This window comes from Halomonas sp. 5021, from assembly GCF_036663435.1.
GTDB classification, from domain to species: Bacteria; Pseudomonadota; Gammaproteobacteria; order Pseudomonadales; family Halomonadaceae; genus Vreelandella; species Vreelandella janggokensis.
This window is the reverse complement of sequence record NZ_JAXOVU010000001.1, coordinates 662,060-687,319: the sequence shown is the minus strand read 5'-3', so window position 1 is coordinate 687,319 and position 25,260 is coordinate 662,060. Positions and strand designations below refer to the sequence as shown.

Annotated in this window: 23 protein-coding genes; 12 read left to right on the top strand and 11 right to left on the bottom strand. The window is 55.8% G+C overall.

Annotation, left to right across the window (positions count from 1 at the left end):
• Complete coding sequence (locus R3F64_RS03375) at positions 1 to 1,845, top strand: protein kinase domain-containing protein (RefSeq protein WP_199285284.1); 1,845 nt, start codon at positions 1 to 3, stop codon at positions 1,843 to 1,845.
• 22 nt (positions 1,846 to 1,867) lie between these two features.
• Here R3F64_RS03375 and R3F64_RS03370 read toward each other — a convergent pair whose 3' ends face one another.
• Positions 1,868 to 3,571, bottom strand: a complete 1,704-nt coding sequence (locus R3F64_RS03370) for a SulP family inorganic anion transporter (RefSeq protein ID WP_332609754.1) — start codon at positions 3,569 to 3,571, stop codon at positions 1,868 to 1,870.
• A gap of 246 nt (positions 3,572 to 3,817) precedes the next feature.
• On the opposite strand from R3F64_RS03370, the gene R3F64_RS03365 reads away from it, so the two are divergent.
• Entirely contained in the window at positions 3,818 to 5,467 is a 1,650-nt protein-coding gene (locus tag R3F64_RS03365) for a methyl-accepting chemotaxis protein (RefSeq protein WP_332609753.1), read from the top strand.
• On the opposite strand, the gene rarD is transcribed toward R3F64_RS03365, so the two are convergent.
• Positions 5,438 to 6,346 carry an EamA family transporter RarD gene (gene rarD / locus R3F64_RS03360; RefSeq protein WP_332609752.1) on the bottom strand — a complete coding sequence of 303 codons (909 nt, stop codon included), beginning with the start codon at positions 6,344 to 6,346 and terminating at the stop codon, positions 5,438 to 5,440. The two genes, R3F64_RS03365 and rarD, sit on opposite strands and share 30 nt — an antisense overlap.
• A 72-nt stretch (positions 6,347 to 6,418) precedes the next feature.
• Here rarD and R3F64_RS03355 point away from each other — a divergent pair, with 72 nt between their 5' ends.
• Positions 6,419 to 7,234, top strand: coding sequence for an amidohydrolase (locus tag R3F64_RS03355; RefSeq protein WP_332609750.1), 816 nt, complete (start codon positions 6,419 to 6,421; stop codon positions 7,232 to 7,234).
• Positions 7,234 to 7,938, top strand: a complete 705-nt coding sequence (locus R3F64_RS03350; protein ID WP_085918618.1) for a pseudouridine synthase — start codon at positions 7,234 to 7,236, stop codon at positions 7,936 to 7,938. The genes R3F64_RS03355 and R3F64_RS03350 overlap by 1 nt, the downstream gene beginning before the upstream one ends.
• A 133-nt stretch (positions 7,939 to 8,071) precedes the next feature.
• Here the strand turns inward: R3F64_RS03350 and R3F64_RS03345 are convergent, their stop codons facing one another.
• Genes R3F64_RS03345 through gloB form a run of 6 tightly spaced genes read right to left on the bottom strand, consistent with a single transcriptional unit; the run spans position 8,072 to position 15,785 of the window.
• Positions 8,072 to 9,664 carry an ABC transporter ATP-binding protein gene (locus tag R3F64_RS03345; RefSeq protein ID WP_332609747.1) on the bottom strand — a complete coding sequence of 531 codons (1,593 nt, stop codon included), beginning with the start codon at positions 9,662 to 9,664 and terminating at the stop codon, positions 8,072 to 8,074.
• Complete coding sequence (locus R3F64_RS03340) at positions 9,657 to 10,730, bottom strand: ABC transporter permease (protein ID WP_085918616.1); 1,074 nt, start codon at positions 10,728 to 10,730, stop codon at positions 9,657 to 9,659. The genes R3F64_RS03345 and R3F64_RS03340 overlap by 8 nt, the downstream gene beginning before the upstream one ends.
• A 2-nt stretch (positions 10,731 to 10,732) precedes the next feature.
• Positions 10,733 to 11,806, bottom strand: coding sequence for a microcin C ABC transporter permease YejB (locus R3F64_RS03335; RefSeq protein WP_085918615.1), 1,074 nt, complete (start codon positions 11,804 to 11,806; stop codon positions 10,733 to 10,735).
• Positions 11,807 to 11,841: 35 nt separating this feature from the next.
• Positions 11,842 to 13,743, bottom strand: coding sequence for an extracellular solute-binding protein (locus tag R3F64_RS03330; RefSeq protein ID WP_085918614.1), 1,902 nt, complete (start codon positions 13,741 to 13,743; stop codon positions 11,842 to 11,844).
• Positions 13,744 to 13,776: 33 nt separating this feature from the next.
• Positions 13,777 to 14,991 carry a transglycosylase SLT domain-containing protein gene (locus tag R3F64_RS03325; RefSeq protein WP_085918613.1) on the bottom strand — a complete coding sequence of 405 codons (1,215 nt, stop codon included), beginning with the start codon at positions 14,989 to 14,991 and terminating at the stop codon, positions 13,777 to 13,779.
• A gap of 26 nt (positions 14,992 to 15,017) precedes the next feature.
• Positions 15,018 to 15,785 carry a hydroxyacylglutathione hydrolase gene (gene gloB, locus R3F64_RS03320; protein ID WP_085918612.1) on the bottom strand — a complete coding sequence of 256 codons (768 nt, stop codon included), beginning with the start codon at positions 15,783 to 15,785 and terminating at the stop codon, positions 15,018 to 15,020.
• Positions 15,786 to 15,883: 98 nt separating this feature from the next.
• On the opposite strand from gloB, the gene R3F64_RS03315 reads away from it, so the two are divergent.
• From R3F64_RS03315 to nudC, 4 genes are all read left to right on the top strand, one after another.
• On the top strand, positions 15,884 to 16,630 hold the full coding sequence (locus tag R3F64_RS03315) for a methyltransferase domain-containing protein (RefSeq protein ID WP_332609743.1): 747 nt from the start codon (positions 15,884 to 15,886) through the stop codon (positions 16,628 to 16,630).
• 62 nt (positions 16,631 to 16,692) lie between these two features.
• Positions 16,693 to 17,154 carry a ribonuclease HI gene (gene rnhA, locus R3F64_RS03310; RefSeq protein WP_268901217.1) on the top strand — a complete coding sequence of 154 codons (462 nt, stop codon included), beginning with the start codon at positions 16,693 to 16,695 and terminating at the stop codon, positions 17,152 to 17,154.
• Positions 17,155 to 17,163: 9 nt separating this feature from the next.
• Entirely contained in the window at positions 17,164 to 17,895 is a 732-nt protein-coding gene (dnaQ, locus tag R3F64_RS03305) for a DNA polymerase III subunit epsilon (RefSeq protein WP_332609739.1), read from the top strand.
• A complete protein-coding gene (nudC, locus tag R3F64_RS03300; RefSeq protein WP_085918609.1) occupies positions 17,888 to 18,670 on the top strand; it encodes an NAD(+) diphosphatase in 783 nt (260 codons plus the stop codon). The genes dnaQ and nudC overlap by 8 nt, the downstream gene beginning before the upstream one ends.
• Before the next feature lie 21 nt (positions 18,671 to 18,691).
• Here nudC and R3F64_RS03295 read toward each other — a convergent pair whose 3' ends face one another.
• Positions 18,692 to 19,003 (bottom strand): SCP2 sterol-binding domain-containing protein, encoded by a 312-nt coding sequence (locus R3F64_RS03295; protein ID WP_085918608.1) that lies wholly within the window; start codon positions 19,001 to 19,003, stop codon positions 18,692 to 18,694.
• 188 nt (positions 19,004 to 19,191) lie between these two features.
• On the opposite strand from R3F64_RS03295, the gene sohB reads away from it, so the two are divergent.
• Positions 19,192 to 20,223 carry a protease SohB gene (gene sohB, locus R3F64_RS03290; RefSeq protein ID WP_085918607.1) on the top strand — a complete coding sequence of 344 codons (1,032 nt, stop codon included), beginning with the start codon at positions 19,192 to 19,194 and terminating at the stop codon, positions 20,221 to 20,223.
• A gap of 20 nt (positions 20,224 to 20,243) precedes the next feature.
• Here the strand turns inward: sohB and R3F64_RS03285 are convergent, their stop codons facing one another.
• Positions 20,244 to 20,561, bottom strand: a complete 318-nt coding sequence (locus R3F64_RS03285) for an ArsR/SmtB family transcription factor (protein ID WP_085918606.1) — start codon at positions 20,559 to 20,561, stop codon at positions 20,244 to 20,246.
• Positions 20,562 to 20,849: 288 nt separating this feature from the next.
• Here R3F64_RS03285 and R3F64_RS03280 point away from each other — a divergent pair, with 288 nt between their 5' ends.
• From R3F64_RS03280 to R3F64_RS03270, 3 genes are all read left to right on the top strand, one after another.
• Positions 20,850 to 22,763 (top strand): propionyl-CoA synthetase, encoded by a 1,914-nt coding sequence (locus R3F64_RS03280; protein ID WP_332609734.1) that lies wholly within the window; start codon positions 20,850 to 20,852, stop codon positions 22,761 to 22,763.
• Between the two features lie 123 nt (positions 22,764 to 22,886).
• The gene (locus tag R3F64_RS03275) at positions 22,887 to 23,555 is read left to right on the top strand and encodes a 7-cyano-7-deazaguanine/7-aminomethyl-7-deazaguanine transporter (RefSeq protein WP_199285292.1); all 669 of its coding nucleotides are present in this window, start codon (positions 22,887 to 22,889) and stop codon (positions 23,553 to 23,555) included.
• A 27-nt stretch (positions 23,556 to 23,582) separates the two neighbouring features.
• Positions 23,583 to 24,401, top strand: coding sequence for an alpha/beta fold hydrolase (locus R3F64_RS03270; protein WP_085918603.1), 819 nt, complete (start codon positions 23,583 to 23,585; stop codon positions 24,399 to 24,401).
• On the opposite strand, the gene R3F64_RS03265 is transcribed toward R3F64_RS03270, so the two are convergent.
• Complete coding sequence (locus R3F64_RS03265) at positions 24,396 to 25,250, bottom strand: GIY-YIG nuclease family protein (RefSeq protein ID WP_332609731.1); 855 nt, start codon at positions 25,248 to 25,250, stop codon at positions 24,396 to 24,398. The genes R3F64_RS03270 and R3F64_RS03265 overlap by 6 nt on opposite strands.
• Positions 25,251 to 25,260 lie beyond the last annotated feature (10 nt).

The following is a 25,260-nucleotide window of genomic DNA, read 5'->3' as shown; positions in this document are numbered from 1 at the left end:
ATGGCTCAGGCACCCCTTCAGCAGTTTTATATACCCGAGGAGCAGTCGGTATACCTGCTGAGCCACCACGATGCCCGCAAGCTCAAGGACTGGGTGGCGCTGTGCCAGGAGCAGCTCTCCCAGTTGGGCTACCGGGACATCGAACTGATCGGTAAGGGTGCCTACGGTTTCGTTTTTGCCGGTAGTGCGCCGATCCAGGGAGCGACGGCGCACTACGTTTTCAAGTTCTCGCGCATTACCCTGCCCATTCACCTCCAGGAACGCCTTGAAGAAGAGGCGTTCATGCTGGAGCAGGTATCTCACCCGCTCATTCCTAGACTGATCACCTACCAGCGCGCGCGGGGGCAGTCGATTCTGGTCATGGAGCGCGCGCCCGGCTTGAATCTTGAACAGGTATCGCTCAAGGAGGGGCGCCTGTCACCCCGTCTGATCGTACGCATCGCCGCTCAGTTAGCCGATATCCTCATGGCGTTACGCAGAGAGTCCGGACCCAAGGCGCGACCTGTCGTCCACGGTGATATCAAACCCTCCAATCTGGTCTTTGACCCGACTGACGAGTCCATCGCCTTGATCGATTGGGGCTCATCCGTCTTTGCCCAGCTCGATGCCCAATTGCAGTTCGTTGGTGCCAATGTGATGGAGTTGATGTCGGATAACCTGCAACAGACCAATGCGCGACTGGGCGATGTCTATTTTATCGGCGAGGAACAGCTCAATGGAGCACTTTCGTCGCCACGCTTTGACGAGCAGGGCGTGGCGGGCACCTTGTATGCCTTGGCGTCTGCCCAGTCGTGCCGCTTTGGTCATCGCGCGATTCCTGCCAGTTCGCTGGGGCTTCCCATGGAGTTTGCCCGAACGCTGGACGCTATGCTCGACCCAGATCCTCAAATACGCCGCAAAGCGGGTGACTATTTTTTGCGCGCCATGCCCCGGATGGCTCGTGTGGTGATGCTGGACCTGCCGGGTAGCGTTCAATCACCGCTGGTACCTGTATGGGGGCGTCCGGCTGAACAGGAAATTGACACCGTGGTGTACAGTTCTCGCAAGGCGTTTCTGCGTGAAGCCAATGCCCCTGAAACCCTCAACGACGTTAACGATGTGCAGCTGGATCGCTATTACAAACAGTTCATGCAGGGGATGGGAGAAACTGAAAAAGCCTTTCTGGCCTCGGTGAGCCGTCTGGGCAAGTACCCGGTTGTAGGCGGTCTGGCAGTACGCTGGGAGCGCGACGGGGTCTATATCGATTCGTCGTTGAACCTGCACGACCCGGCATTGAAGCCTGCGTTTATCGAAGCGGTCAATAACATGGTGCACCTGGCGCGGGCGATCCATCGCCAAGGGGTATTCAAGAGCTGTCTGTTTAACGCCCGCCAAACATTGCATCTGGAGCGGGGTTCAGCGTCAGAGGCTTTTGATTGCGAACCCGGCATGGCGATCAGCTATGAAATGAGCGCCGTTCCGGAACTTGAGGACCGTACTCGTCAGCATAGCTACTTCGAGGATGGTCCCGATCCCGAAGAGCTATTAGCATTGCCAGAATCGATCATGCAGGTGCTCAAACAGCTTAACGAGATTCATCACACCGGCATGATCATTTTTGAAGCGCTGCCCAAGCACCTCAAGATTCACAGCTACTATCGTCTTCTCGACCCTTCCAGGGAGGGCGAATTTCGTGCGTTGCTGGTGAAAATGCTCGCATCAGTCAGCCAAATTGAAGGTCTGGGGGTCTCTGGATTCATGAAAATGCCTTACAAAGATACCCGCTACTTTACGCACCTTGAAAGCCAGCCCGAACGATACTACCCGCGTGACCCCCGGGACTATATCAGGAAACATGGCCAATAAAGGCAGACCATTTTTGCAGGTGTTACCGGGAGAATTCCCGCCATGCCGCGTAAGTACTGAGAAAGACGCGACCGGTGAGCGCCTCAAGAAAGTCACTTTTCTTGAGCTGATCCATCACAGGGCCTTTTACCTCTGAAAGGTGCAGCTTGACACTTGCGTCCTTGAGGCGGGCATTGATGGCGTCGAGGCTTTCCAGTGCTGATGCATCAATCAGGTTAACGGCTGAGCAAATCAATACCACGTGTTCCAGTTCGGGGCGGCTGGCCACCAGATTATACAGCGTATCTTCCAGATAGCGCGCATTGGCGAAGTACAGGCTTTCATCAATTCGCAGTAGTGCGACACGGCTGACAGTCTCGACATCGTGACGGGTAATGTTACGGAAGTGTTCGGTGCCAGGAACGCGCCCGACAAGCGCGCTGTGCGGGCGACTGGTACGATATAGATAAAGTGCAATGGAAAGGGTCACGCCCCCCAGAATACCCGCCTCGATTCCCTCGACAAGCGTCAGGATGATGGTAAGCGCCATGGCTGAGAAATCACTGCGGGAATAGCGCCACGTCTGGCGCAGCATGGGGATATCCACCAGGGTCAGGATAGACACGGTAATCGTCGCTGCCAGGGTGGCAATTGGCAGGTAGTAAAGCCATCCCGTAAACGCCATCGTCACCAGCGCAATGCCCAGCGCGGCAAAAGCACCGGCAGCTGGCGTCTGAGCGCCCGCATCAAAGTTAATCACCGTGCGTGACAGGCCGCCGGTCACCGGCATGCCATGGGTAACGGCCGCGGCCAGGTTGGTTGCGCCCAGGCCAATCAATTCCTGATTGGGGGAAATGCGCTGGCGCCGTTTGGCCGCCAGCATCTGCCCCATCGACACCGACTCGACAAAACCGACCAGGCTGATGAGCAAGGCCGGAATGAATAGCGCTTTCCATAACGAGGTATCAGCCCACGGCAGGCTGAAAGCGGGAAGCCCAGACGGCACGTCGCCGACGACATTGACGCCCTGATCAGCAAGCCCCCAGTACCAGGTGGCAAGGGTGGTAGCAACCACGGCGATCACCGGCCCTGCCTTGGCGACCAGGTCGGCAGCACTATTGGGTAGCCCCAGGCGCTTGAGTGTCGATTTCCCATGTCGACGAAGCCATACCAAAAACACCAGTGTGCCAAGCCCCAAAAGGCAGGTGGGCACGTTGAGGGCATCCAGGTTGGGGATGAGCGTCATCAAACGCTCCACCAGAGTGAAACCGCTGCTTTCGATCCCCAACAGACTGCCAAGCTGACTGACCGCAATCAGAATACCTGAGGCCGTTAGAAAACCTGAAATGACCGGGTGGCTCAAGAAATTGCTAAAAAAGCCCATTTTCAGCAGCCCCATGGCGACCAGCATGCCCCCCGAAAGCATCGACAGCACCAAGGCGGCTTCCAGGTAGGCATCAGATCCTGGAGAGGCAACCGATGAAAGGGCAGCCCCGGTCATTAGCGCAATAATCGCCACAGGGCCCACAGCCAGGGTACGGCTGGTACCAAACAGGGTATATACCAGCTGCGGTAAAATACTGGCGTAAAGGCCCACCACGGCCGGAAGTCCTGCGAGAAGGGCATAGGCAAGCGACTGCGGTATGACCATGACGGTGACAATCAAGCCGGCAAGTAAATCTGCTCCCAGTAACCGCTTATGGTAGTAAGGCAGCCAGGACAGAATGGGCAAGTAGCGCTTTAGCATGGGCTCCCGGGGCGATCCGCCTCAATTCATCGGATTGATAAGCTGTGTCAGAGCTTAACGCGAATGTAGGTCATTATATTAACAAGTTATAAGTCAAATTACGGCACCCTGCGGTAATTTCATCTTCAGAGGGGCGTCCTTCCCCCAAAGTGTTACTTATTTAATCCTCATTAATTAGTAAGCTTACGATAAGTCTAATGGAAGACTTGGGGCCTCATTACCACTTTAATAACAAGAGAACTGACTATGCGTGTCATTCAATGGGCGGTTCCCATCGTGCTCTTGGCACTGGCGGGTTGGCTGGTGTCTTTCAGTACATTTGGGGGATATGTAGCGGTGGGGTTGGCGGCCCTTGCGGGGGGGCTGAGTGTTTTGATGGCCTGGGGAGCGCTATACCAGGCAGATCAGCAGTCGTTGGAGAGCAGGCGACCTGTCAATCGGTTAATGGCCGATTATGCGTCGCTACGCGCCATGGCGTTTAGGTTAATGAAGCGCGCCAGCAGCACCGCGATCGCCTCGGCAGAAGTTTCACACTACGCAGATTTGATGGATCAGCGTCTCACTAAACAGGAAAGAATGGCTCGAGAGTCGTCAGCCAGCATGGGGGCTATCAATACGGCTATCATGCAGGTCAGTGCCAGCGCCTCTCAGGTTGCCACGCTCGCTGAAAGCGCCCGCGAAGCCAGTCATCACAATCAGGAAGCACTCACCGATATCATCCAGGAAATGAGCGATGTGTCCGAACAGTCCCAGCAAGCGCTGGAAATGCTGACCGCGCTTAACGACAAGATCGAGCGTGTGCGCAACGTCACCTCAATGATTGAAGACATTGCCGAACAAACGCACCTGTTATCTCTCAATGCCTCCATTGAGGCCGCACGGGCAGGCGAGCACGGACGAGGGTTTGCTGTCGTGGCCGGTGAGGTTCGCAACCTGGCTCACAAGACCTCGACGGCCACTCAAAGCGTGGATGAGCTCGTCAAGGATATGCATCAAAGCGGGCAAAACGTGGTGTCATCGATGGGGAGCCTGATGAGTCGAATCAGCCACCGGTCCGCTGACATGCAGCACGTCGGTACCAGTCTGGGCACCATTACCCAGGAATTTGATCAAGTGCAAAGTGAAATCAGCAGCGTTGCGGACGCCATCGATAATACCCGTCAGCATAGCCAGACCGTGGCCGATACCTTGCACGAGCTGGAAGCAGACGTTGATGAAGGCAACCGCGACATGCACGACCTGGCGAATCAGGCCCGTGCGCTGATGGAAGCGGCAGAAGGTGTTGATGGCGAGCTGGCGCAACAGCGGCTCAACGGTCGTCATCAACAAGTTTTTCATGCGGCGCGGAAAGCCGCCGACCGGTTGGGCAAACTGTTTGAGAACGCCCTCAAACGCGGCGAATTAAGCGAAGCGGCGTTGTTCCAGCCCAGCTATCAGCAGATCCCCGATACTCGGCCACCGCTGTATCGAACGTCGTTCGATGACTTTACCGATAAATATCTGCCCGATATCCAGGAACCGTTACTTACCCAACTTGAGTTGAGCTACGCGATTACCTGCGATAAGAAAGGCTATGTGCCCACCCACAATCAAGCCGTGAGCCGTGCGCCCACTGGCGACTTTGAACACGACTTAAAATTCTGTCGCAGCAAGCGTATCTTCGACGACCCGACGGGGCGCCGCTGTGGTGCACACGAAAAGCCACTGCTACTGCAAACCTATAAGCGTGATACGGGCGAGATCATGCATGACCTGTCAGTACCCATCTATATCAATGGCCGACACTGGGGTGGTTTCCGTATCGGCTATCAGCCAGAGCGCGAACCGGTTTCTCAGGCTCTGGACCATCAAGACGATGTGCCCGCGCTACCTGGCCGACAGCTGGCCGGGACGTGATTGCCAGGCAGACCAAGAGTAAAGGGCCAGCCCTGTCCAGATCATGATAAACGTCACCAACTGGATAGGGCTGAGAGGTTCTCCAAAAACAGCCAGGGCGATTAAAAACTGGATACTGGGGTTGATGTACATCAGAAACCCAAGCGTCGCGAGGCGCAAACGCCTCGCAGCGCCCGCAAAAGCCATGAGCGGGAGGGCCGTAATGACCCCGCTGGCGATCAACAGGGCCGTTGTCTGGGTGTCGCCTAAAAAGTGGGATGTTCCTTGCCAGCTAAAGCCTGCCAATGCGATCAGCGCAACGGGGAATAGCAACAACGTCTCAACAAAAAGCCCCGACAGGCCATCAAGCGGGACCTGTTTGCGAAACAGGCCATAACTTCCAAAGCTCAGTGCCAGCAGTAGACTGATCCATGGCAATTCCCCCAGCATTAAAAACTGAATGGCGATCGCCAGGCTGGCCAACCCCAGTGCCACCAGTTGCAACCGTGCCATCACTTCACGCAGTACCAGCATGCCCAGCGCCACATTGACCAGCGGGGTTAAAAAATAACCTAAACTGGCCTGTAGTACTTGGCGGGTTTCAACCGCGTAGATATACATTCCCCAATTGAACCCAATCAGCAAGGCGCAGGCGAGAACACGGCCGAGACGCCTGGGCTCCACCAGGGCGGCGACAACCGGCGGCCAGCGGCGTAGGAGGGTAATAAGGCCCACCAGGAAAAGACATGACCACAAAATGCGGTGAACCAGTATCTCGACCGCCGGTACGCCATCAAACAGCGCAAAAAAAAGCGGGAAGCATCCCCACATGGTATAGGCCGTCAAACCAAAGGTGACCCCTTTGACGGCTTCGGGATCGCGTGGTGGAGTGGGATGCATAGCAGCCTCATTATTTAAAAATGCTAATCTAACACAAACGCGACAACATGAACGGCGTAAAGGAGTGATTCGATGAGCCAACTCAGAACCAGCCTGGTGCAGTGCGATCTGCGCTGGGAAAACCCGGAAGCCAACCACACCCACCTTGAGAAGCTGCTGGGTGATCTAGATAACCGGGAAACTGATCTGATCGTATTGCCCGAAATGTTTGCCACCGGGTTTACGATGAACTCCCGTGAGATGGCACAGCCCATGGACGAAAGCCAAAGTGTTGCCTGGATGAAGCATCAGGCCCGGTCACGTCAGTGCGTCATGACCGGGAGTGTGGCCATCCAGCATGGGGGTGAATTCTACAACCGGCTGATCTGGGCCATGCCGGATGGGGAGCTGACCTATTACGACAAGCGACACCTGTTTCGCATGGCCGGTGAACATGAGCGTTATGACTTGGGGGAGCGTCGTGAAATTGTCGAATTGAACGGTTTCAAAATACTGCTCACGGTCTGCTACGACTTGAGATTTCCGGTTTGGCTGCGCCAGCAACCGGCACAAGGCGAACATTTCGAGTATGATGCGCTGCTGTGCGTGGCCAACTGGCCCGCACCTCGCCGTCAACCCTGGCGCACCTTGCTTCAGGCCCGGGCGATTGAAAACCTGACCTACGTGATTGGCGTCAATCGCGTGGGCGAAGATGCCAAAGGCCTGGCGTACAGCGGCGACTCTATGCTGGTTGATTTCAAAGGCGAGCCACTTATCGACCATTCAGCGCATACGCCGTTTGTGGAAACGGGATGCCTCAATAAAACGGATCTAGATGCTTTTCGAGAAAAATTTCCTGCCTGGCAAGACGCCGATCGATTTTCATTACTCCCAGGAGTCGGCCAATAATGCGTCTTGATCGCTTTTTAAGTGAAACGACCCCGTTAACGCGCAGCCTGGCTAAGCGCGCGCTAAAAAACGGTGAGGTTACCTTGAACGGCGAGCCGATCAAGCAGGCAGCAACGCATATTGATACGCAAGAAGACGTGGTGCTGCTTAACGGCGCGCGTCTGGCGCTGGTAGGGCTACGCTATATCATGCTGAACAAGCCTGCCGATGTGGAGTGCACCGCCAGGCGAGGGCTTTACCCCAGGGTCATCGACCTGATTGACCTTCCCAAGGCGGAGCGATTACAACCGGTCGGTCGTCTTGATGTCGATACTACGGGTCTATTGCTGCTTACCGACGATGGCCAGTGGTCGCATCGTGTGACGTCACCGCGCCATCGCTGCGCCAAGGTGTATGTGGCTGAGCTTGCTGAGCCCATGGAAGGTGATATGGCCGAGTGGGCCATCAACCAGGTGGCAGAAGGCATCATGCTCGATGGTGAAGAAACGCCGACCCAGCCAGCAACGCTGCGTTTTATATCACCGCGCCAGGCCGAGTTGACCATCACGGAAGGCCGCTATCATCAGGTCAAGCGCATGTTTGTAGCGTTAGGCAATCACGTAGATGCGCTGCATCGACGTTCCATTGGCGATATTGAGCTGACTGATGCCCTTGCGCCAGGCGAATGGCGTGAACTGACCCCGGAAGAAATCGCCAGCTTTTAATTGCCCACGAACGCCCTGAGCTTACGCACACCGATATGGCTCAGGCGCGTTTCATTTTACTATCATTTTATACCGTTATCTTTTTTTGCCTGGTCTATAGGCAAACTCGAGATATTCTTGAACAGGCAGCAAATCAGCCCACGAAATCTTTCAGATACGCCGCCGCTATAAGCGATTGGGTATAAGGATGCCGGGGAGAGGCCAGTACATCCAGACAGGATCCTTGCTCGACGACGTCGCCATCTTTCAGCACCATGATGCGATGGGCCATCGCGCGCACCACGGCGAGGTCATGGCTGATAAACAGATAGCTGAGCTGGCGCCGTGCCTGGAGGTCCCTCAGCAGTGTCACCAGCTGCTTTTGAACGGTGCGGTCCAGTGCTGACGTCGGTTCATCCAGCACCAGCAGCTCAGGCTCCAGGATAATGGCTCGCGCGACGGCGATCCGCTGGCGCTGACCACCGGAAAATTCATGCGGGTACCGCGCTGCACAGCTTTCCGGCAGGCCAACTTCTCTCAGCGTTTGATGGACGCGCTCGGTGACTTCCGCATCAGACAGGTGCGGGTAGTGAAACCGCAAACCTTCGCTGACGATATCGAATACCGGCATACGCGGTGACAGTGCGCCATAGGGATCCTGGAAAACCATCTGTAGCCGGTGCCGCTGACGGCGCAAGTCGTTACCCGTCAGCTTGCTCAAGGGGGCATCATCCAGGGTGATATCGCCCTGGCTGGTCACCATCCGCATGATAGCGGAGGCGAGGGTGGTTTTGCCCGAACCTGACTCACCCACAATACCCAAGGTTTCGCCTGGTGCGATGGTGAGGTCAGTGGCTTTGACCGCTTCAAAGGCAGGCGGTTGACGCTTGAACAATCCGGGTTTGGGTCGTTTAAAGCTTACGCTCAACTGTCTGACGGTCAGTAACGGCGAACGCTCGGCAACAGGCGATGGCCTGCCTTCCGGCTCGGCGGCCAGCAGTCGCTGGGTATAATCGCTTTGTGGCCGCTCAAACACCTGCTCGACGGGGCCAGACTCCTGGATTTTACCCTGATACATGACGCACACACGGTCTGCATGACGGCGTACCAGGTTAAGGTCGTGACTGATCAACAGCAGCCCCATGCCGTGCTGGTCGCGCAGCTCTTTCAGCAGGGCCAGAATTTCCTGTTGAACGGTGACGTCCAGTGCGGTGGTGGGCTCGTCGGCGATCAACAGCGATGGGTTATTGGCAATCGCCATTGCGATCATAACCCGTTGACGCTGCCCCCCGGATAGCTGGTGAGGCCATGCATCGAGCAGTTCTTCAGCACGCGGCAGTTTCACTTGTTCAAGCAGGTTTTTGGCCCTTGCTCGGGCGGCTTTTCCACGAAGCCCCTGGTGCAGGCGAAGGGATTCACCAATCTGCTTACCAATCCGGTGTAGTGGGTTGAGCGATGTCATTGGCTCCTGGAAGACAACGCCTACCGTATTGCCGCGCAGGGCGTTCCACTCGGCATTGCCAAGTGAGTTAAGCGGGGTACCGTTCAGACGTCGTTCGCCGCTTACCCTGGCATTGGCCGGCAACAGATTCATCAATCCGAGCGCCGATACCGATTTGCCTGAGCCGGATTCGCCCACAATGGCCAGCGTCTCGCCTGCATGTAGCTCCAAACTCAGTGACTCGACCACCGAGCTACCATCAAAGGCGATGGTCAGGTTGTCGACGCAAAGTAGCGGCTCAGGCATGGGGCGTTTCCTTAGCAGGCGTTGGTAGCTGCTGAACGTGGCGGGGGTCAAAGGCGTCACGTAGGCCTTCGCCGATAAACACCAGCAGCGAAAGCATAATGGCCAGGGTCATGAAGGCGGTGATGCCCAGCCAGGGTGCGTGCAGGTTGTTTTTGCCCTGAGCGGCAAGCTCGCCCAGTGAAGGCGCTCCCGGTGGTAGTCCAAACCCCAGAAAATCCAACGCGGTCAAGGTGCCAATGGCCCCGGTAAACAGGAAAGGGATGAACGTCAGGGTGGCCACCATGGCATTGGGCAGCACGTGTCGCCACATGATCAGACGCGACGGCAGCCCCATGGCTTTGGCCGCGCGAACGTACTCTAGGTTACGTGCACGCAGGAATTCGGCGCGCACGATGTCCACCAGCCCAAGCCAGGAAAACAGCAGCATGATACCCAGCAGCCACCAGAAACCGGGCTGCACGAAACTGGCGAGAATGATCAGCAGAAACAGTACTGGGAGTCCTGACCATATTTCGGTAATGCGTTGGCCGACAAGGTCCGTCTTGCCGCCAAAATAGCCCTGGACACCCCCCGCAAGCACGCCTAGTACCAATGATCCAGCCGTTAATACCAGGGCAAACGCGACCGAAAGACGAAAGCCGTAAATCACACGCGCAAGCACATCCCGTCCCTGGTCATCGGTGCCCAGCCAGTGGCGACCATCTGGCGGGGCAGGCGACGGGCGGGTCATCTGCATATCCAGGGTCTGGTAAGAAAACGGAATCAGGGGCCACAACGCCCAACCGTTGTTCTCGATCTGCTGCTGGACAAAGGGGTCCAGGTAATCGGTTCGTGTAGGCAAGAAGCCGTCAAATTCCGTTTCGGGGTAGTCGACCAGCAGCGGAACATACCACTGACCATCGTATTGCATGATGATCGGTTTATCGTTGGCGATCAGTTCGGCAAACAGGCTCAACACAAACACGACACCAAACACCCATAATGATACCCAGGCGCGGCGGTTCGACCTGAATGCGGCAAAGCGGCGCCGGGTAATGGGTGAAAATCGAGACGTAGAAACAGTCATGGTCACGACTCCCGGGTGGCAAAGTCGATGCGCGGGTCAACCCACACATAGGTGAGATCTGACAGCAGTTTCAGCAGCAACCCGATGACCGTATAGAGAAACAGCGTACCGAAAATGACGGGATAGTCTCGCTGCATGACCGCTTCAAACCCCAGCAGGCCCAGCCCATCAAGAGAGAAAATCACCTCAATCAGTAACGAGCCAGTAAAGAAGATACCAATCAAGGCTGAGGGCAGGCCGGCAATAATGATCAGCATGGCATTACGAAACACGTGTCCATAAAGAATGCGCTGCTCATCGGCGCCCTTGGCCCGGGCTGTCAGCACGTATTGCTTGTGGATTTCATCCAGAAAGCTGTTCTTGGTCAGCATGGTGAGCGTGGCGAAACTGCCAATCGATGCAGCCAATACAGGAAGCGTGATATGCCAGAAATAATCCTTGACCTTACCCCAGGTGGAAAGCTGGTCGAAATAAGGGGAAGTGAGCCCCCTGAGTGGAAACCAGTCCAGGTAGGTGCCACCGGCAAATAGCACAATCAGCAAGATGGCGAATAAAAACCCCGGGATGGCGTAACCGACGATGACCAGCCCGGATGTCCAGACGTCAAATCGTGAGCCGTGGCGCAGGGCCTTCCGTATGCCTAGCGGAATCGAGATGAGGTAGACCAGCAAGGTCGTCCAAAGCCCCAGCGAGATAGATACCGGCAAACGCTCTATCATCAAATCGATTACCGGCCGGTCGCGAAAAAAGCTGGTGCCGAAATCGAAGGTGAGATAATCCGCCATCATGCCGATGAAACGTTCATGGGCCGGTTTATCAAAGCCAAACTGCTGTTCCAGTTGCTCAATAAAGCGAGGGTCGATTCCCCTGGCACCGCGGGATTCGTCGTTGACCTGTACATCGGCACCCCCCATATCTAGGCGCGTACTGGCCATTGCATCGGCGCCTTCAAAGCGTGCCAGCATTTGATCGATCGGGCCACCAGGCGCGGCCTGCACGATAATGAAATTGAGCAGCATGATCCCGACAAGCGTCGGAATCATCAACAACAGTCGGCGTAGGGTGTAACGTGCCACAGAACTCTCCATGGTTCATCAAGAATAAGCCGAGGTCAGCGGCGTGACCTGCGCTGTAAAGCGGCTTCACGTTCGGGGACCACCCACCAGGCGTCTAAATCCATGGCGTATTCGGGGAAGGGGTCGGGATAACCGAATTTATCCCATATGGCGATCCGTGTCTCACCTGAATGATAGTGGGGAATGACATAAAACCCCCAGCGCAGGACACGGTCCAGCGCCCGGGTAATGGTATTAAGCTCTTCGCGGTCTTCTGCTCGGATCAGCTTTTCCACCAGATCGTCGATAGCCGGATGCGCAAGGCCCATGCGATTGCGACTCTGTGGCGAGTCAGCTGCTTGGCTGGTCCAGAAGTCACGCTGCTCATTGCCTGGGTTATTGGACTGGGGGAAATGGCTGATTACCATATCAAAATCAAAATTGCGCTGACGATTGAGGTACTGATTGATATCGACGATACGCATCGAGGTTTGCACACCCAGGCGGGCCATGTTGCGCAACATAGGCTGTACCACGCGCTCAAGCCCTGAATCGTATAGCAATACTTCCAGGCTTAGCGGCTGCTGGGTATCCTCATGGACCAGAACGCCGTCTTCCACCCGATAACCTGCCTCGCGAAGCAGGTCCAGGGCCAGGCGAAGCCGTTCGCGGAGGTCGTGAGGATGGTCGATGGGCAGTGGTTCCGTGAACAACCGCTTTGACTGGTGGGACTCCATCAGCTCCTCGCGATGGGGTTCGAGTAATGCAAGCTGTTCGTCGCTCGGTAGGCCCTGGGCTTCCATTTCGGAGTTTTCAAAGAAGCTTTGCGTCCGCTGATAGGTATCGTAAAAAATATTGGTGTTCAGCCATGGAAAATCAAAGGTCAGGCTCAGCGCTTCACGAACGCGCGGATCCTGGAACTTTTCCTTGCGCAGATTGAACACGAACGCCTGCATCATGGAGGGGTTAACATCGGGGACCGTGATACGCTTGACAAGCCCTTCCTCATAAGCGGGAAAATCGTAGCCAATTGCCCAGGTAGCGGCGCGCGCGTCAGTGCGAAAATCCGTCAGTCCGGCCTTAAAAGCTTCCCAGGCAATATCCCGATCCCGGTAATAATCATAGATCACCCGGTCAATGTTGTATCGGCCCACGTTGACCGGCAGGTCCTTTGCCCAATAATCGTCGTCGCGCTGATAGACAATCCGTCGCCCAGGATCCACTTCGCCAATTTTATACGGGCCAGACCCGGGATGCGCCGCCAATGTCGGGGCGGTGAAATCATGCTGTTCCCAGTAATGCTTCGGCAGCACGGGGAATTGGGCGACGATAAGCGGTAACTCTCGTGACTCACTGTCGCTAAGCGTGAAACGAACCAGGTGGTCATTGAGGGCAACGGCTTGCTCAACCCCTGCATAGTAGCTGCTATAGAAAGGGTTGCCTTCGTCACGAAGCAGGTTCAGCGAAAAGACGACATCGTCGGCCGTGACCGGCTCACCGTCCTGGAAGCGAGCTTCAGGGCGAAGGTCGAATTCAATCCATTCACGATCGGGGTCAAGACGCACACCTTCTGCAAGCAAACCATAAAGACTGAAAGGCTCATTAGGATTGCTTGCCATTAAGGTGTCGTAGATCTGAAATATTCCCGCCGCTGGTGTGCCGCGAATAATGAAGGGGTTTGTCGAATCAAAACTGCTTCCCACCGCCGTATGCTTGATACTCCCGCCTTTGGGCGCGTCGGGATTCACGTGGGAAAAGTGCGCAAAATCCTCAGCGAGGGCAGGCGCGTCATAAAGCGACATCGCATGGCGGGTTTCGACAGGTGCCGAGCCATCCGTGGCGGTGGACTCTGTCACGCGGGCATCACTGCTGGCATGAGTGCTGGCCAGGAGTGATGCCGCAAGCAGCGCGTTACGGGCAAGGCATAAAACAGGACGCAGAATAACGCCACAGCGCATGGGGCAATTTCCCTATCAACAAGGCGATGAGTCTCAACGTCCTGAAAGTGTCAGGAGTTGGCCTGCTTGTAAAGCTTCTGGACGTTCAATCTCATTTAACCGCATCAACTCTTGAGCGCTCAGATTATAGCGACTCGCTATCACTGATAGGCTATCGCCGCTTTCCACGCGGTAAGTGTCGGGCGTATTGGCGCTGGCTATGGCCTGGCGCTCATTTGCACCGTTTGACAGCTCTGCGAGAACGTCATGATCCACGTCTTCAGGTACCAGCAGCGTTTGAGAACTTGATGGGTTGAGCGCACCATTGAGGAGACCGGGGTTGAGTTCAGCCAGCGCCGATTTATCTATCCGAAGCAACTTTGACGCTTCAGACAGGGTAACCGAATGCTCGAGCTTTACCTTGGCGAAGGCCGGCTCTGTATGAATATCCGGCAAGCTGACATTGTAGCGTTCCGGATCATCGATAATCTTGGCAATAGCAAGCAGCTTGGGCAGGTATTGCATGGTTTCCTGGGGCAGGTTCAGATCCCAATAGCTGCCTTGCAAGCCTTGGTTTTCGGCGCGTTGTTTGGCTTTATTGACTGTCCCGGCGCCTGCATTGTAGGCGGCAAGAGAAAGCTGCAGGTCCCCTTCATACCACTGGTCGGCCTGCATTTCGAGGTAGTCCAGCGCGGCGTTAGTCGAGGTGACAACGTCGAGCCTGCCGTCGTAATGGCCGTTGCGTACAAGCCCTAAAGCGTCACCGGTGCCAGGCATAAATTGCCATAGACCAGCAGCGCCCCGATGACTTCGCGCATTGGGGTCAAAAGAGCTTTCAACGAAGGGTATAAGTGCTAATTCTCCCGGCAGGTTGCGATCACTTATCTGCTGAGTGATCCAGGCAAGCCATGGACTTGCACGACCGGTGATTTCAGCAATATTTTCAGGGCTTGAGCGGTAGTGGTCTATCCATTCATCGACACGTGCCTGTGCCTTGGCAGACAGTGACTGCTCGCGCCACTGGAAGCTGTCACGCAGTTTGCTCCAGGCATCCTGAGGCTCCAGCATCAGCTCTTCCCAGAAATGTACATGAGACGCTGTGGGATGATCGGACGCAGAGGCATTCCGTGAATCGGAGGCAGACCGCTGAGAAGGGTCGTATTGGATAGCGGATGCCTGAGAGTTAGCGGCAGCTGCCAGTAACAGGCTCATGATCACGGTACTGCCGGCGCCCAATAAAAGGCGTTGGCGAATCGTGCGATAGGTCATAGTGGTTTACGTCGTTGCGATAGCGTTTAGAAACGATTCTTCCACTCACGCAGAGTGGTGAACGTTGCGAGATCATTATCAATAGCGCCCTGCTTGCTTGCGGCGCCGCGGACACTTTCCGTATCGACACGCAAGTAGGGGTTGATTTTCAGCTCGCGTCCTATCGTGCTGGGTAAGGTGGGGCGGTCTAGTGCCCGTGCCTTCTCACACTCCGTTAAGGCGTGTTTGACGTCTTCATTTTCCGGGTCTGCTTCGCTGGCAAAGCGAAGGTTGGCCAACGTGTATTCGTGAGCAGCAAACACAAATGTTTCTTCCGGCAGGGCAGCAAAGCGTTTCAATGCCTTGTGCATCTGCTCAGGGGTCCCTTCAAAAAGGCGGCCACAACCGGCACAAAACAGGGTGTCGCCGCAGAACAATAACGGGGGAATCCCTGGTGTAAAGTAACTGATATGGTCTAACGTATGCCCAGGTGTCTCGATGACCTCGAACAGGCGGCCCATGACGCGAATTTCATCGCCATCACTGACCCGCTCGTCGACCCCCTCGATAGAGGGATTGTCCGGGCCTATTACCCTGGGGGCATAGCGCCTGATTAATTCTCCCAGCCCATCAGTATGATCAGGATGATGATGAGTGACCAGGACAGTGCCGAGTGACAACGACTCGCGTTCAAGAAACTCGATAACCGGCAACGCTTCACCAGGATCCACCACGCACACCTCTTGACTGGTATCCTGTCGGAGCAGCCAAATATAGTTGTCGCTAAGGGCGGGAATCGGTGTCACGCTCAGCATAGGCGAGATCCTTTAACGATGGATTAGCGCTCATGATTAATAGCTTTTTCATGATGCAAGACGTCAAAAAGCAGTTACTGTGGAGGGTTGAGCGGTACATGTCAAATTCAACGGCGGCAGAGACACTCGCCCACACGCTATTTACAAGCCGCACCTACTGGGAGTCGGAGGCAGGTAAATCATTGTGGGATTCCCAACGCGCCTGCCTCGGGCCCCTGGTTGATTCCCGTTCCGGTGGTCATAGCCTCGAGATGGGAATGGGGCCAGCACTGATGTCGATGTCCGGCATTGCCCATCGCCTGCAGTGGGCACCTACACGCACGAGCGCCTCCAGCGACCAGACGTTAATTTGTCCGCCCGACAGGCTCGCACTACCGGACAGCTGTCTGGATGTCGTCGTGCTTCACCATTGGCTTGAGCATTTGCCGGATGCCCATCATGCGCTTCAAGAAGCCGCACGCGTTACCTCAGATAGTGGCCTACTGGTACTGTTCGGGTTTAACCCTATGGGGGTCAGCGGTGTGGTCAAACAGTGGCGCAAGCGCCAGGGGCAATACCCCTGGAACGGGCAATGGCGAACGGCCAGCCGGATGGGTGACTGGCTGGCATTTGTCGACTTTGAGGTGGAGCGAGTAGACTACTGCTGCTTTAGAAGCTGGCCGGGAGGGCGTTGCGTCGAGCACTGGGAGTCACTGGGTCGGCGCTATAACTGTCCTCTGGGGGAAAGCTACATGGTGCTGGCCAAACGCCGCCAACGCCATGCACCCAAACAACGCATTACATTTGGTCTGAAAGCGCCGGTTGCCGCGAATTCCCTGGGGGCGACGCGTACCCATGGTCATTAACCGCCGTTATCCAGTCTACAGACCCCAAGCTCAAACATTATGGATTTAAGGACGCACACAACGTGACTGACACTGGACGGTTACCCCGGGTAACCGTGTATACCGATGGAGCCTGCCGTGGGAACCCCGGCCCCGGCGGATGGGGCGTTGTGCTGGCAAGTGGGCAGCATGAGAAAACCCTTTATGGGTATGAAGCACAAACGACCAATAACCGCATGGAATTAATGGCGGCCATCATGGCACTGCGTACATTGAATACCCCTTGTCAGGTGGCGATCTGGACGGATTCCCAATACGTCCGTCAGGGTATCACGCAGTGGATACATAACTGGCGTAAACGCCAATGGAAAACCGCTGCTAAACAGCCGGTCAAAAATGCCGAACTGTGGAAAGAGCTTGATGCTGAAGCCCAGCGTCATCAAGTTGAGTGGCACTGGGTAAAAGGGCATAGCGGTCATCCCGGCAATGAACGAGCTGATGCCCTTGCCAATCAGGCAATCGATGAAGCAGTACAAAACGCATAGGAGACCATGATGCGCCAAGTCATTCTGGATACGGAAACCACAGGTATTGATCCCAGGGAAGGTCATCGGCTGGTAGAAATCGGTGCCGTGGAAATGGTCAATCGGCGTTTTACCGGCCGTACCTACCATCAATATATCAATCCCGAGCGTCACATCGACGCTGAGGTAGTCGCAGTACACGGGATTGATGATGCCAAAGTTGCCAACGAACCGGTGTTTGCCCAGGTTGCCGACGATTTCTGGGCCTTTATAGAAGGGGCCGAGCTGGTCATTCATAACGCCCCCTTCGATGTGGGGTTCATTGATCACGAATTAAAAATGCTGAAGGGTCGTGGGCAACCGCTCGGCCCTGTCGGTGATCATTGCCGTATTCTTGACACCCTGGTGATGGCCCGAAAGATGCACCCGGGACAGCGCAACAGTCTTGATGCGCTATGCAAGCGGTATGATATCGATAACGGTCATCGCGTACTGCACGGCGCCTTGCTGGACGCCGAGATCCTGGCTGATGTCTATCTTGCCATGACCGGTGGGCAGACGGCGCTCACGCTGGATGCTGAGGTCAACCAAGAGGAGCGTAGCGATACTCCGTCCGAGGCGGGGCTGTCGGTTCAGCGCATGTCATTATCGCCTGGGCAGCTTCGGGTCATTGCGCCTAGCCAGGAAGAGCGGCAAGCGCACTTGGCGAAATGTGAAACGCACCAGCTTCGCTGGTTCGAGGATATGCCGGGCAATGCTTAGACGAGAAATACCCCATGAAGCACGGGAAGGGCGTGTTATTTACCTTTCACGCAGTCGTCTTGCGCCTGCCGAGTCGACACTAGATCGCGAGGCATTGACCCCTCTCCACCCCTGGCAAAAGTGGACTCAAGAAATGCAGCCGCTTTGCTACTGGGAGGAAGAGCCTGTTGCGCTGCAGTTAGCCTCATCGCCGGGCGAAGGATGGATAGACGGGCGGCAATGGATGGGTGAGTTGCCGACCCACTGGTATTCGCTGTTATCCACCGCCCTGCAAGTGGGAGCGTGGCTGGAAAATCATCGCTTTTGTGGTCGCTGTGGTGCAGAAGCAACGAAGCTCTCCACTGAATTTGCGATGCATTGCCACGCCTGCGGTCACCGTAACTACCCACGCATCTCGCCCTGCATTATCACGCTGGTGACCAGTGGCGAGGCGATGCTGCTGGCACGCAGCCCGCGTTTTCCGCCTGGCCGCTATTCAACTCTGGCGGGGTTTATTGAACCGGGAGAATCCGCTGAAGAGGCCGTACATCGAGAAATTTTTGAAGAGGTGGGCGTCCACGTAAGCCAGTTACGCTATTACCAAAGCCAGGCGTGGCCATTTCCCCATTCACTAATGCTGGGTTTTTTTGCCGAGGCGACCACACGGCGGATTCGCATTGACGGGGTGGAAATCAGTGATGCAGCGTGGTTTTCCCCCCGCCAACTGCCTACGCTACCGCCGACCTATTCGATCTCTCGCGAGCTGATCGAAACCCATTTAAACCATTGGCGATGAAAAGGGTGGGGAGCCGTCGGCTTATTCGCCGGGAAAGAGGCTCGTCAACTTGGTGGCCAGCATCACGTTACCCGTTGCCTTGAGTTTGCCGGTCATGAATGCGGTCATGCCATTGATGTCGCCATTCATGATGCCTTTCAGCGTATCTGTGCTCATGCTCAGGCTGACCGACGGGTCGTCGTGCTCACCCTCTTGAATATCGAGGTTGCCATCCTGGATATCCAGATAGTGACTGCCCGCATCAGAAAAATGAAACTGGAAAATCTCATGCATCCCCTGAGCGGCTTTTGGGTCAAAGCGAGCTTGCAACTTTTCGAGGGTGTTGGTTGACATAATAGCGTTCCGTTAAAAAACCAGATGGAATGAATAATGGGATGAAGTGGCGTGCAATGTGAAGCGACATCGTACCATTGGCCACCTTGGGGCGAGAGAATATTTCAAACATATGTTTCATATCAAGCGCCGTTTTCATGCAGCGGTCAACGGTGGCAGCTTGATGCACATCAATCAAGGAGACGCACGTGAACGAATGGGTCGTAGAGATAGGTACGTTTATCGTACAAGCCTGCATTATCGTCGCTGTTATCGGCATCGGTGTATTGCTTATTGCACGTGCCAAGGCAGAAGGGGAGCGCGATTTAACCCTGCACGTAGAACCCCTGCACGAGCGTCGCCGTAGCCGCGCTCGTCGCCTGCGGCTCGCGGCGACGCCTGCCGGTATTCGCAAAAAGCTGCTCAAGACTTTCCGTCGTGAGGACAAGCATCGGCGTAAAGAAAAGGGCGAAACTGAGACGCCCAATGTGTGGGTGCTGACATTCAAGGGCGATATGAAAGCCTCGGCCACCGAGCATTTTGCCCAGGAAATCTCAGCGCTTATCGAGGTCGCCAAACCTGATGATGAAGTGGTGATCTGTCTTGAGTCGCCCGGTGGGCTGGTTCACGCCTATGGTCTAGCTGCTGCCCAGTTGGATCGTTTGAGAGAGGCAGGGCTTACGACGACTGTGTGCGTGGACAAGGTGGCGGCGAGTGGCGGCTACCTGATGGCGTGTACCGCGCATCATATTAAAGCAGCGCCTTTTGCCGTGGTGGGGTCAATTGGCGTGGTCGCTCAGATTCCTAACATCCATCGCTTGCTCAAGCGCCACGATGTCGACGTTGAGCTGTTAACCGCCGGTAAATACAAGCGAACATTGACCCTGTTGGGTGAAAATACCGACGAAGGGCGTGAAAAATTCCTCGAAGATCTTGAGAATACGCATCAATTATTCAAGCGTTACGTTGGCGAGCGTCGCCCCGATATGGATATCGATGCCTTGGCGACGGGGGAGATCTGGTACGGCAGTGAAGCACTGGATCGCAAACTGGTCGATAGTGTCGGCACCAGCGAAGCGTATTTGATGGAGCGTATCGCAAAAGCCCACGTTTATCGGGTAAAACTCGAGCCCCCCAAGACAGTTGGCCGCAAGTTTGGCCTGGCGATGGCCAGCGGCGTAGAAAATGCCGTGCTTAAAGGACTAAGCATGCTGGAAGCCACAGGTTGGCATCGTCGTTAAGTACGCTTTGCTGCTGCCTATCAAGCAGCAAAATGGTCTGCCAAGGTCATGATGATGGCCTTGGCGCTATCACTGCTGAGCGAATAATAAATCGTTTGTGATTCCCGCCGGGTATTCACCAGTTGGTCACGCCGCAAAATTGCCAAATGCTGCGAAAGCGCGGACTGACTCAGTGCCAGCTGCTGATTAATCTGTGTTACCGAAAGTTCCTTACCCGCGAGCAAGCACAAAATCTGCAACCGTTTCTCATTGGCCAATGCTTTCAACAAGTTGGTTCCCGCCTCGATGGCGTGACCGTTATGATTAAGCAGGCGTGCAGCACTCTTGGAAGCCGACATGGGGATCTCCTGGTCTACCTTTGAAAGGTAGCGTTGTTATAGGTTGTTGAAGGCATGGCCGCGATGTAGTGTCTGATTATTTAATGATCAGTAAATTAGCGTGGTTTGTCCAAGTTGTTGTTTAACGGTTTATCAATGGTAATCAACGCATTTTGTCGACAATGAAACCCATTCCGCGAATTATCTCCCACTTGTAGCCCATGGTCTTAGAGAAAAGCATCGGCTTAGTGCATAAAGTGTCAACAATCCTGAGAGCCTTCTCCAATCACAATAACGATAGGTGTTCCCATGCGCCGCTACCCGCAGCTTTACCAGCAATCTATTGAGCAACCAGAACAGTTTTGGGCCGAGCAGGCCAAGCGGATTCCCTGGATGATGCCGCCCACGACGGTACTGTCCTACGATGAACAACAGCACGCGCGGTGGTTTGCCGACGGTGAGATGAACCTTTGCCACGCGGCCCTGGACTACCATGTGGATCAGGGGCGAGGAGAGCAGGCCGCCATTTTCTGGGATTCGCCAGTGACGCAAACCGCGCAGACCATTACCTACCGTCAGTTACGGGATCGGGTAGCGGCATTTGCCGGCGGCCTTCAACAGTTAGGCGTTGTAAAAGGCGACCGGGTGGTCATCTATATGCCGATGATTCCGGAGGCGGTGGTCGCCATGTACGCCTGCGCCCGACTGGGCGCGATTCATTCCGTTGTATTTGGTGGTTTCGCTCCCCACGAACTGGCCGCACGCATCGAAGACGCCGCACCAAAAGTCGTTGTTGCTGCCTCCTGCGGTATCGAGGGTGGCAAGGTAGTGGCCTACAAGCCGATCATCGACCAGGCCCTGGCCTTAAGTCCGCATCAGCCCGATGCCTGCATTATCAAAGTCCGCGCGGAGTGTGACGTCGAGTTCAACGAACGGGAATACGACTGGGAGGCCCTTGTCAGCCAGGCGACCCCGGCCGACTGCGTACCGGTAAAGGGCACCGACCCGCTTTATGTGCTGTATACCTCAGGCACCACGGGAAAACCCAAAGGTATTGTGCGCGACACCGCTGGCTATGCCGTGGCGCTTGCTTACTCGATGGAGGCGATTTATGCCCTGGCGCCGGGCGATGTGTTCTTTACCGCGTCAGACGTTGGCTGGGTCGTCGGCCATTCCTATATCGTCTACGGCCCACTGTTACACGGATGCAGCACGGTTCTTTATGAGGGCAAGCCGGTCAAGACGCCCGATGCTGGGAGTTTTTGGCGTCTCATCGAAAAATATAACGTCACCAGTTTCTTTAGTGCACCTACGGCCTTTCGTGCGATTAAAAAGGAAGACCCGGATGCACAGTGGCTGTCAAAGTACGACATCAGCTGTCTCAAGCATCTTTACGTTGCCGGTGAGCGGCTTGATCCGCCGACCTATCACTGGCTTGACGATCTGCTCGACGTACCGGTTATCGACCACTGGTGGCAAACTGAAACCGGCTGGCCCATTGCCGCCAATCTGCCGGGTATCGAACCCATGCCCACCAAGGCTGGGTCGGCGACCGTACCTGTTCCTGGCTTTAATGTGCAGGTGTTGAATCGGGATGGCGAGCAAGCAGCCCCCATGGAACAGGGCAGCGTTGTGATCAAGCAGCCGATGCCCCCGGGTTGTTTAACCGGTGTTTGGGGAGATCCAAAGCGCTTTCACTCTGCCTATATGGCAGCATTTCCGGGCTATTACCTGACCGGAGATGGCGGCTTTTTTGATGAGCAGGGTTACCTGTTCATCATGGGGCGCACCGACGATGTGATTAATGTGGCAGGCCACCGGCTTTCTACCGGCGAGATGGAAGAAGTCGTGGGCGGTCATCCGTCGGTCGCCGAATGCGCGGTCATTGGTGTCCATGATGATCTAAAAGGGCAGTTGCCTGTTGGCCTGGTGATTCCCAAGGATGGTTACACTGAAGGTGAAGAAGCACTCGAAGCAGCGTTGATTGCGCGTGTACGCGAGCAAATTGGCCCGGTGGCCTGTTTCAAGCAAGTCATTGTCGTCGACCGGCTGCCCAAGACACGCTCCGGAAAAATCTTGCGGAAGTTGCTGCGCAACCTGGCCGATGGCCAGGAGGTGGGCATTCCTTCCACTATCGATGATCCCACCAGCGTCGATGATGTGCATCGCGCCATGTGCGATCACCGGATCGGTCGCGCGAACGAAACGCCACCTCACGCCTAGCCTTTGCTGACCGCCGCCCACTTTTAATGCGGTCGAGAAGGCGTATAATGCGCCTCTCGCCGCACTGGGTGCGCAATACATTGAGGGTTCCCTAACCCCTCGTTACACAAAAAGGCTAGCCGCATGTTTGTTTTAAACGACGCTCAGCACCGCCGTTGCCTCGCCGTCATGGTAGCGTTTCACATAGGTATCATCGCCGCCAGTAACTATCTGGTTCAGCTTCCTTTCAGCCTGTTCGGTTTTCATACCACTTGGGGCGCCTTTAGCTTTCCGTTTATCTTTTTGGCCACTGACTTGACCGTCAGGCTGTTTGGAAAAGGGCCTGCGCGAGCGATTGTTCTGCGCGTCATGCTGCCTGCGCTGGTCGTTTCGTATGTGATCTCCGTGGTGTTTCCGCAGGGCGATTTCGCAGGACTGGGCGCATTGAGCGAAGGCAATCTATTTGTCGCGCGTATCGCACTGGCAAGCTTTTTGGCTTACGTTATTGGGCAGTTATTGGATGTGCAGGTGTTTGATCGTTTGCGACAGTGGGTATGGTGGGTCGCGCCGGTGTTTTCTACCGTGCTGGGCAACCTGGCCGATACCTTTGCATTTTTTTCGGTCGCCTTTTACCAGAGCCCGGATCCCTTCATGGCCACCCATTGGGTGGAAATTGCTGCCGTCGATTACGCCATAAAGCTTGCCATCAGCCTGCTGTTTTTCCTGCCACTGTATGGCCTGTTGCTATCCTGGTTAACGCGTCGGCTGGTGGTCTGGACCGATCAGACTGACGTCGCGCCGCGACCGGCCTGATAGCCCATCAACCGACGAGGAGCCACGATGAATGACGCCATGCCGATAGATTTACACTACCTTGACCAGCCCTCGGAAGAGCACGCCGATGCGACTCCGATGGTCGTCATTCACGGTCTTCTCGGCAGCGCCGACAACTGGCGCTCGCATCTCAAGGTATGGCAAGCCTCACGGCGGGTGATTGCGGTTGACCTACGAAACCACGGCCGTTCGCCTCATGTCGAGGGAATGAGCTACGCCCAAATGAGTGCCGATGTCGTCGCCTTGCTCGACAAGCTCGGATTATCGCAGGTTCATCTGGTGGGGCATTCAATGGGCGGCAAGGTGGCGATCAGCCTGGCCCGTCAACACCCGGATCGCGTTGCCTCACTGGTGGTGGCGGACATTGCCCCAGTGGCTTACCAGCATGGCCATGATGATGTCTTTGCCGCGCTCGAGCGGGTGAGGGAAGGGCAGCCCGCTAATCGCCGCGCAGCGGATGAACTGCTTGCTGAACACGTCGATTCCCGGCCGACCCGGCTGTTTCTTGCCACTAATCTGGTGCGAGGCGAGCAAGGTGGGCTCAAACTGCGCGTTGGGTTGGATTACATCCGCCAGGATTACGAGGCAATCATCGGTTTGCCGTCGGGGGAGGCACCTTACAACGGACCGACGCTGGTACTACGCGGCGATGAGTCCCCCTACGTGAGCGACGCCATGCTGCCTGCGCTGCGTGAGATACTTCCCGCCGCACGTGTCGTGACGCTAAAACAAGCCGGGCACTGGCTGCATGCCGATCAGCCTGTGGCTTTCCAGCAATCAGTTGACGCATTTTTGACAGCGCAAACTTCTTCAGTCAACTCATAGAGCCTTGATGGATAGGCCATACTCATCAGGTTCACGTAAGAAACGCTGCAGGATCCGATAGCTGTCGATATCGAAGCTGGCTGACTCGGCATCCAGCTTCTTGGCGGCGGCTAAAGTGGCGGCACTTCCCAGGTAGCACCACTGATTTACCACGTGCCAGGCCACTGCCTTGTGCTCCGGTGGGGATTCCTTGATGACAATCCGCCCCGGCCAGGGCCAGGTGTTGACCTGTAGGGGCTGCAACGCTGTCTGCGCGCGCTGTGTGTGGTCGCTGATTGTTTCGTTACCGCAACAGGCGCCCCGGCACTTTCCTACCTGGCTGGCAAAACAGCGGCCTTTACCCGCTTCCAGGCCCAGCACCTGCGGGCAAAGCTGATGCGTTTCGGCTAGCCCACGTAAGGCCTCCTTGGCACTGGAAGCATTTCGGTAAAGACCGAAGAATCCTCCCGTTGTCGGTTGATTAAGCGCCGTGCCGCTGAGCAATTGTGGCTGTGTCGCCCCCTCTGGCCAATGCCAGGTGGTCAGGTTGCGCTGCTTGCGTAATTGACGGTTCATGATCGGTAGCAGTGACTTGACCAGTTGGGCTTCCCGTAGCTGGGCACCCAGGTCGCCAGCTGTCTCTTCCCATTCTATATGCTGTATCTGCTCGACCATTCGCATCGCTTTATGATCGTGGCGGGCTCGCCGAAAATGGTCGCGCACGCGGTCGCGTAGGCGGATACTCTTGCCGACGTAAAGCGGTAGCCGGTTATGGCCATAAAACAGATACACTCCAGGCCTGGGCGGTAGCTGGTCGAGCATGTCCTGATCAATCCGTGCCGGTCGTTGACGACCCCGGGTTTCATCCAATTGCGTTTGC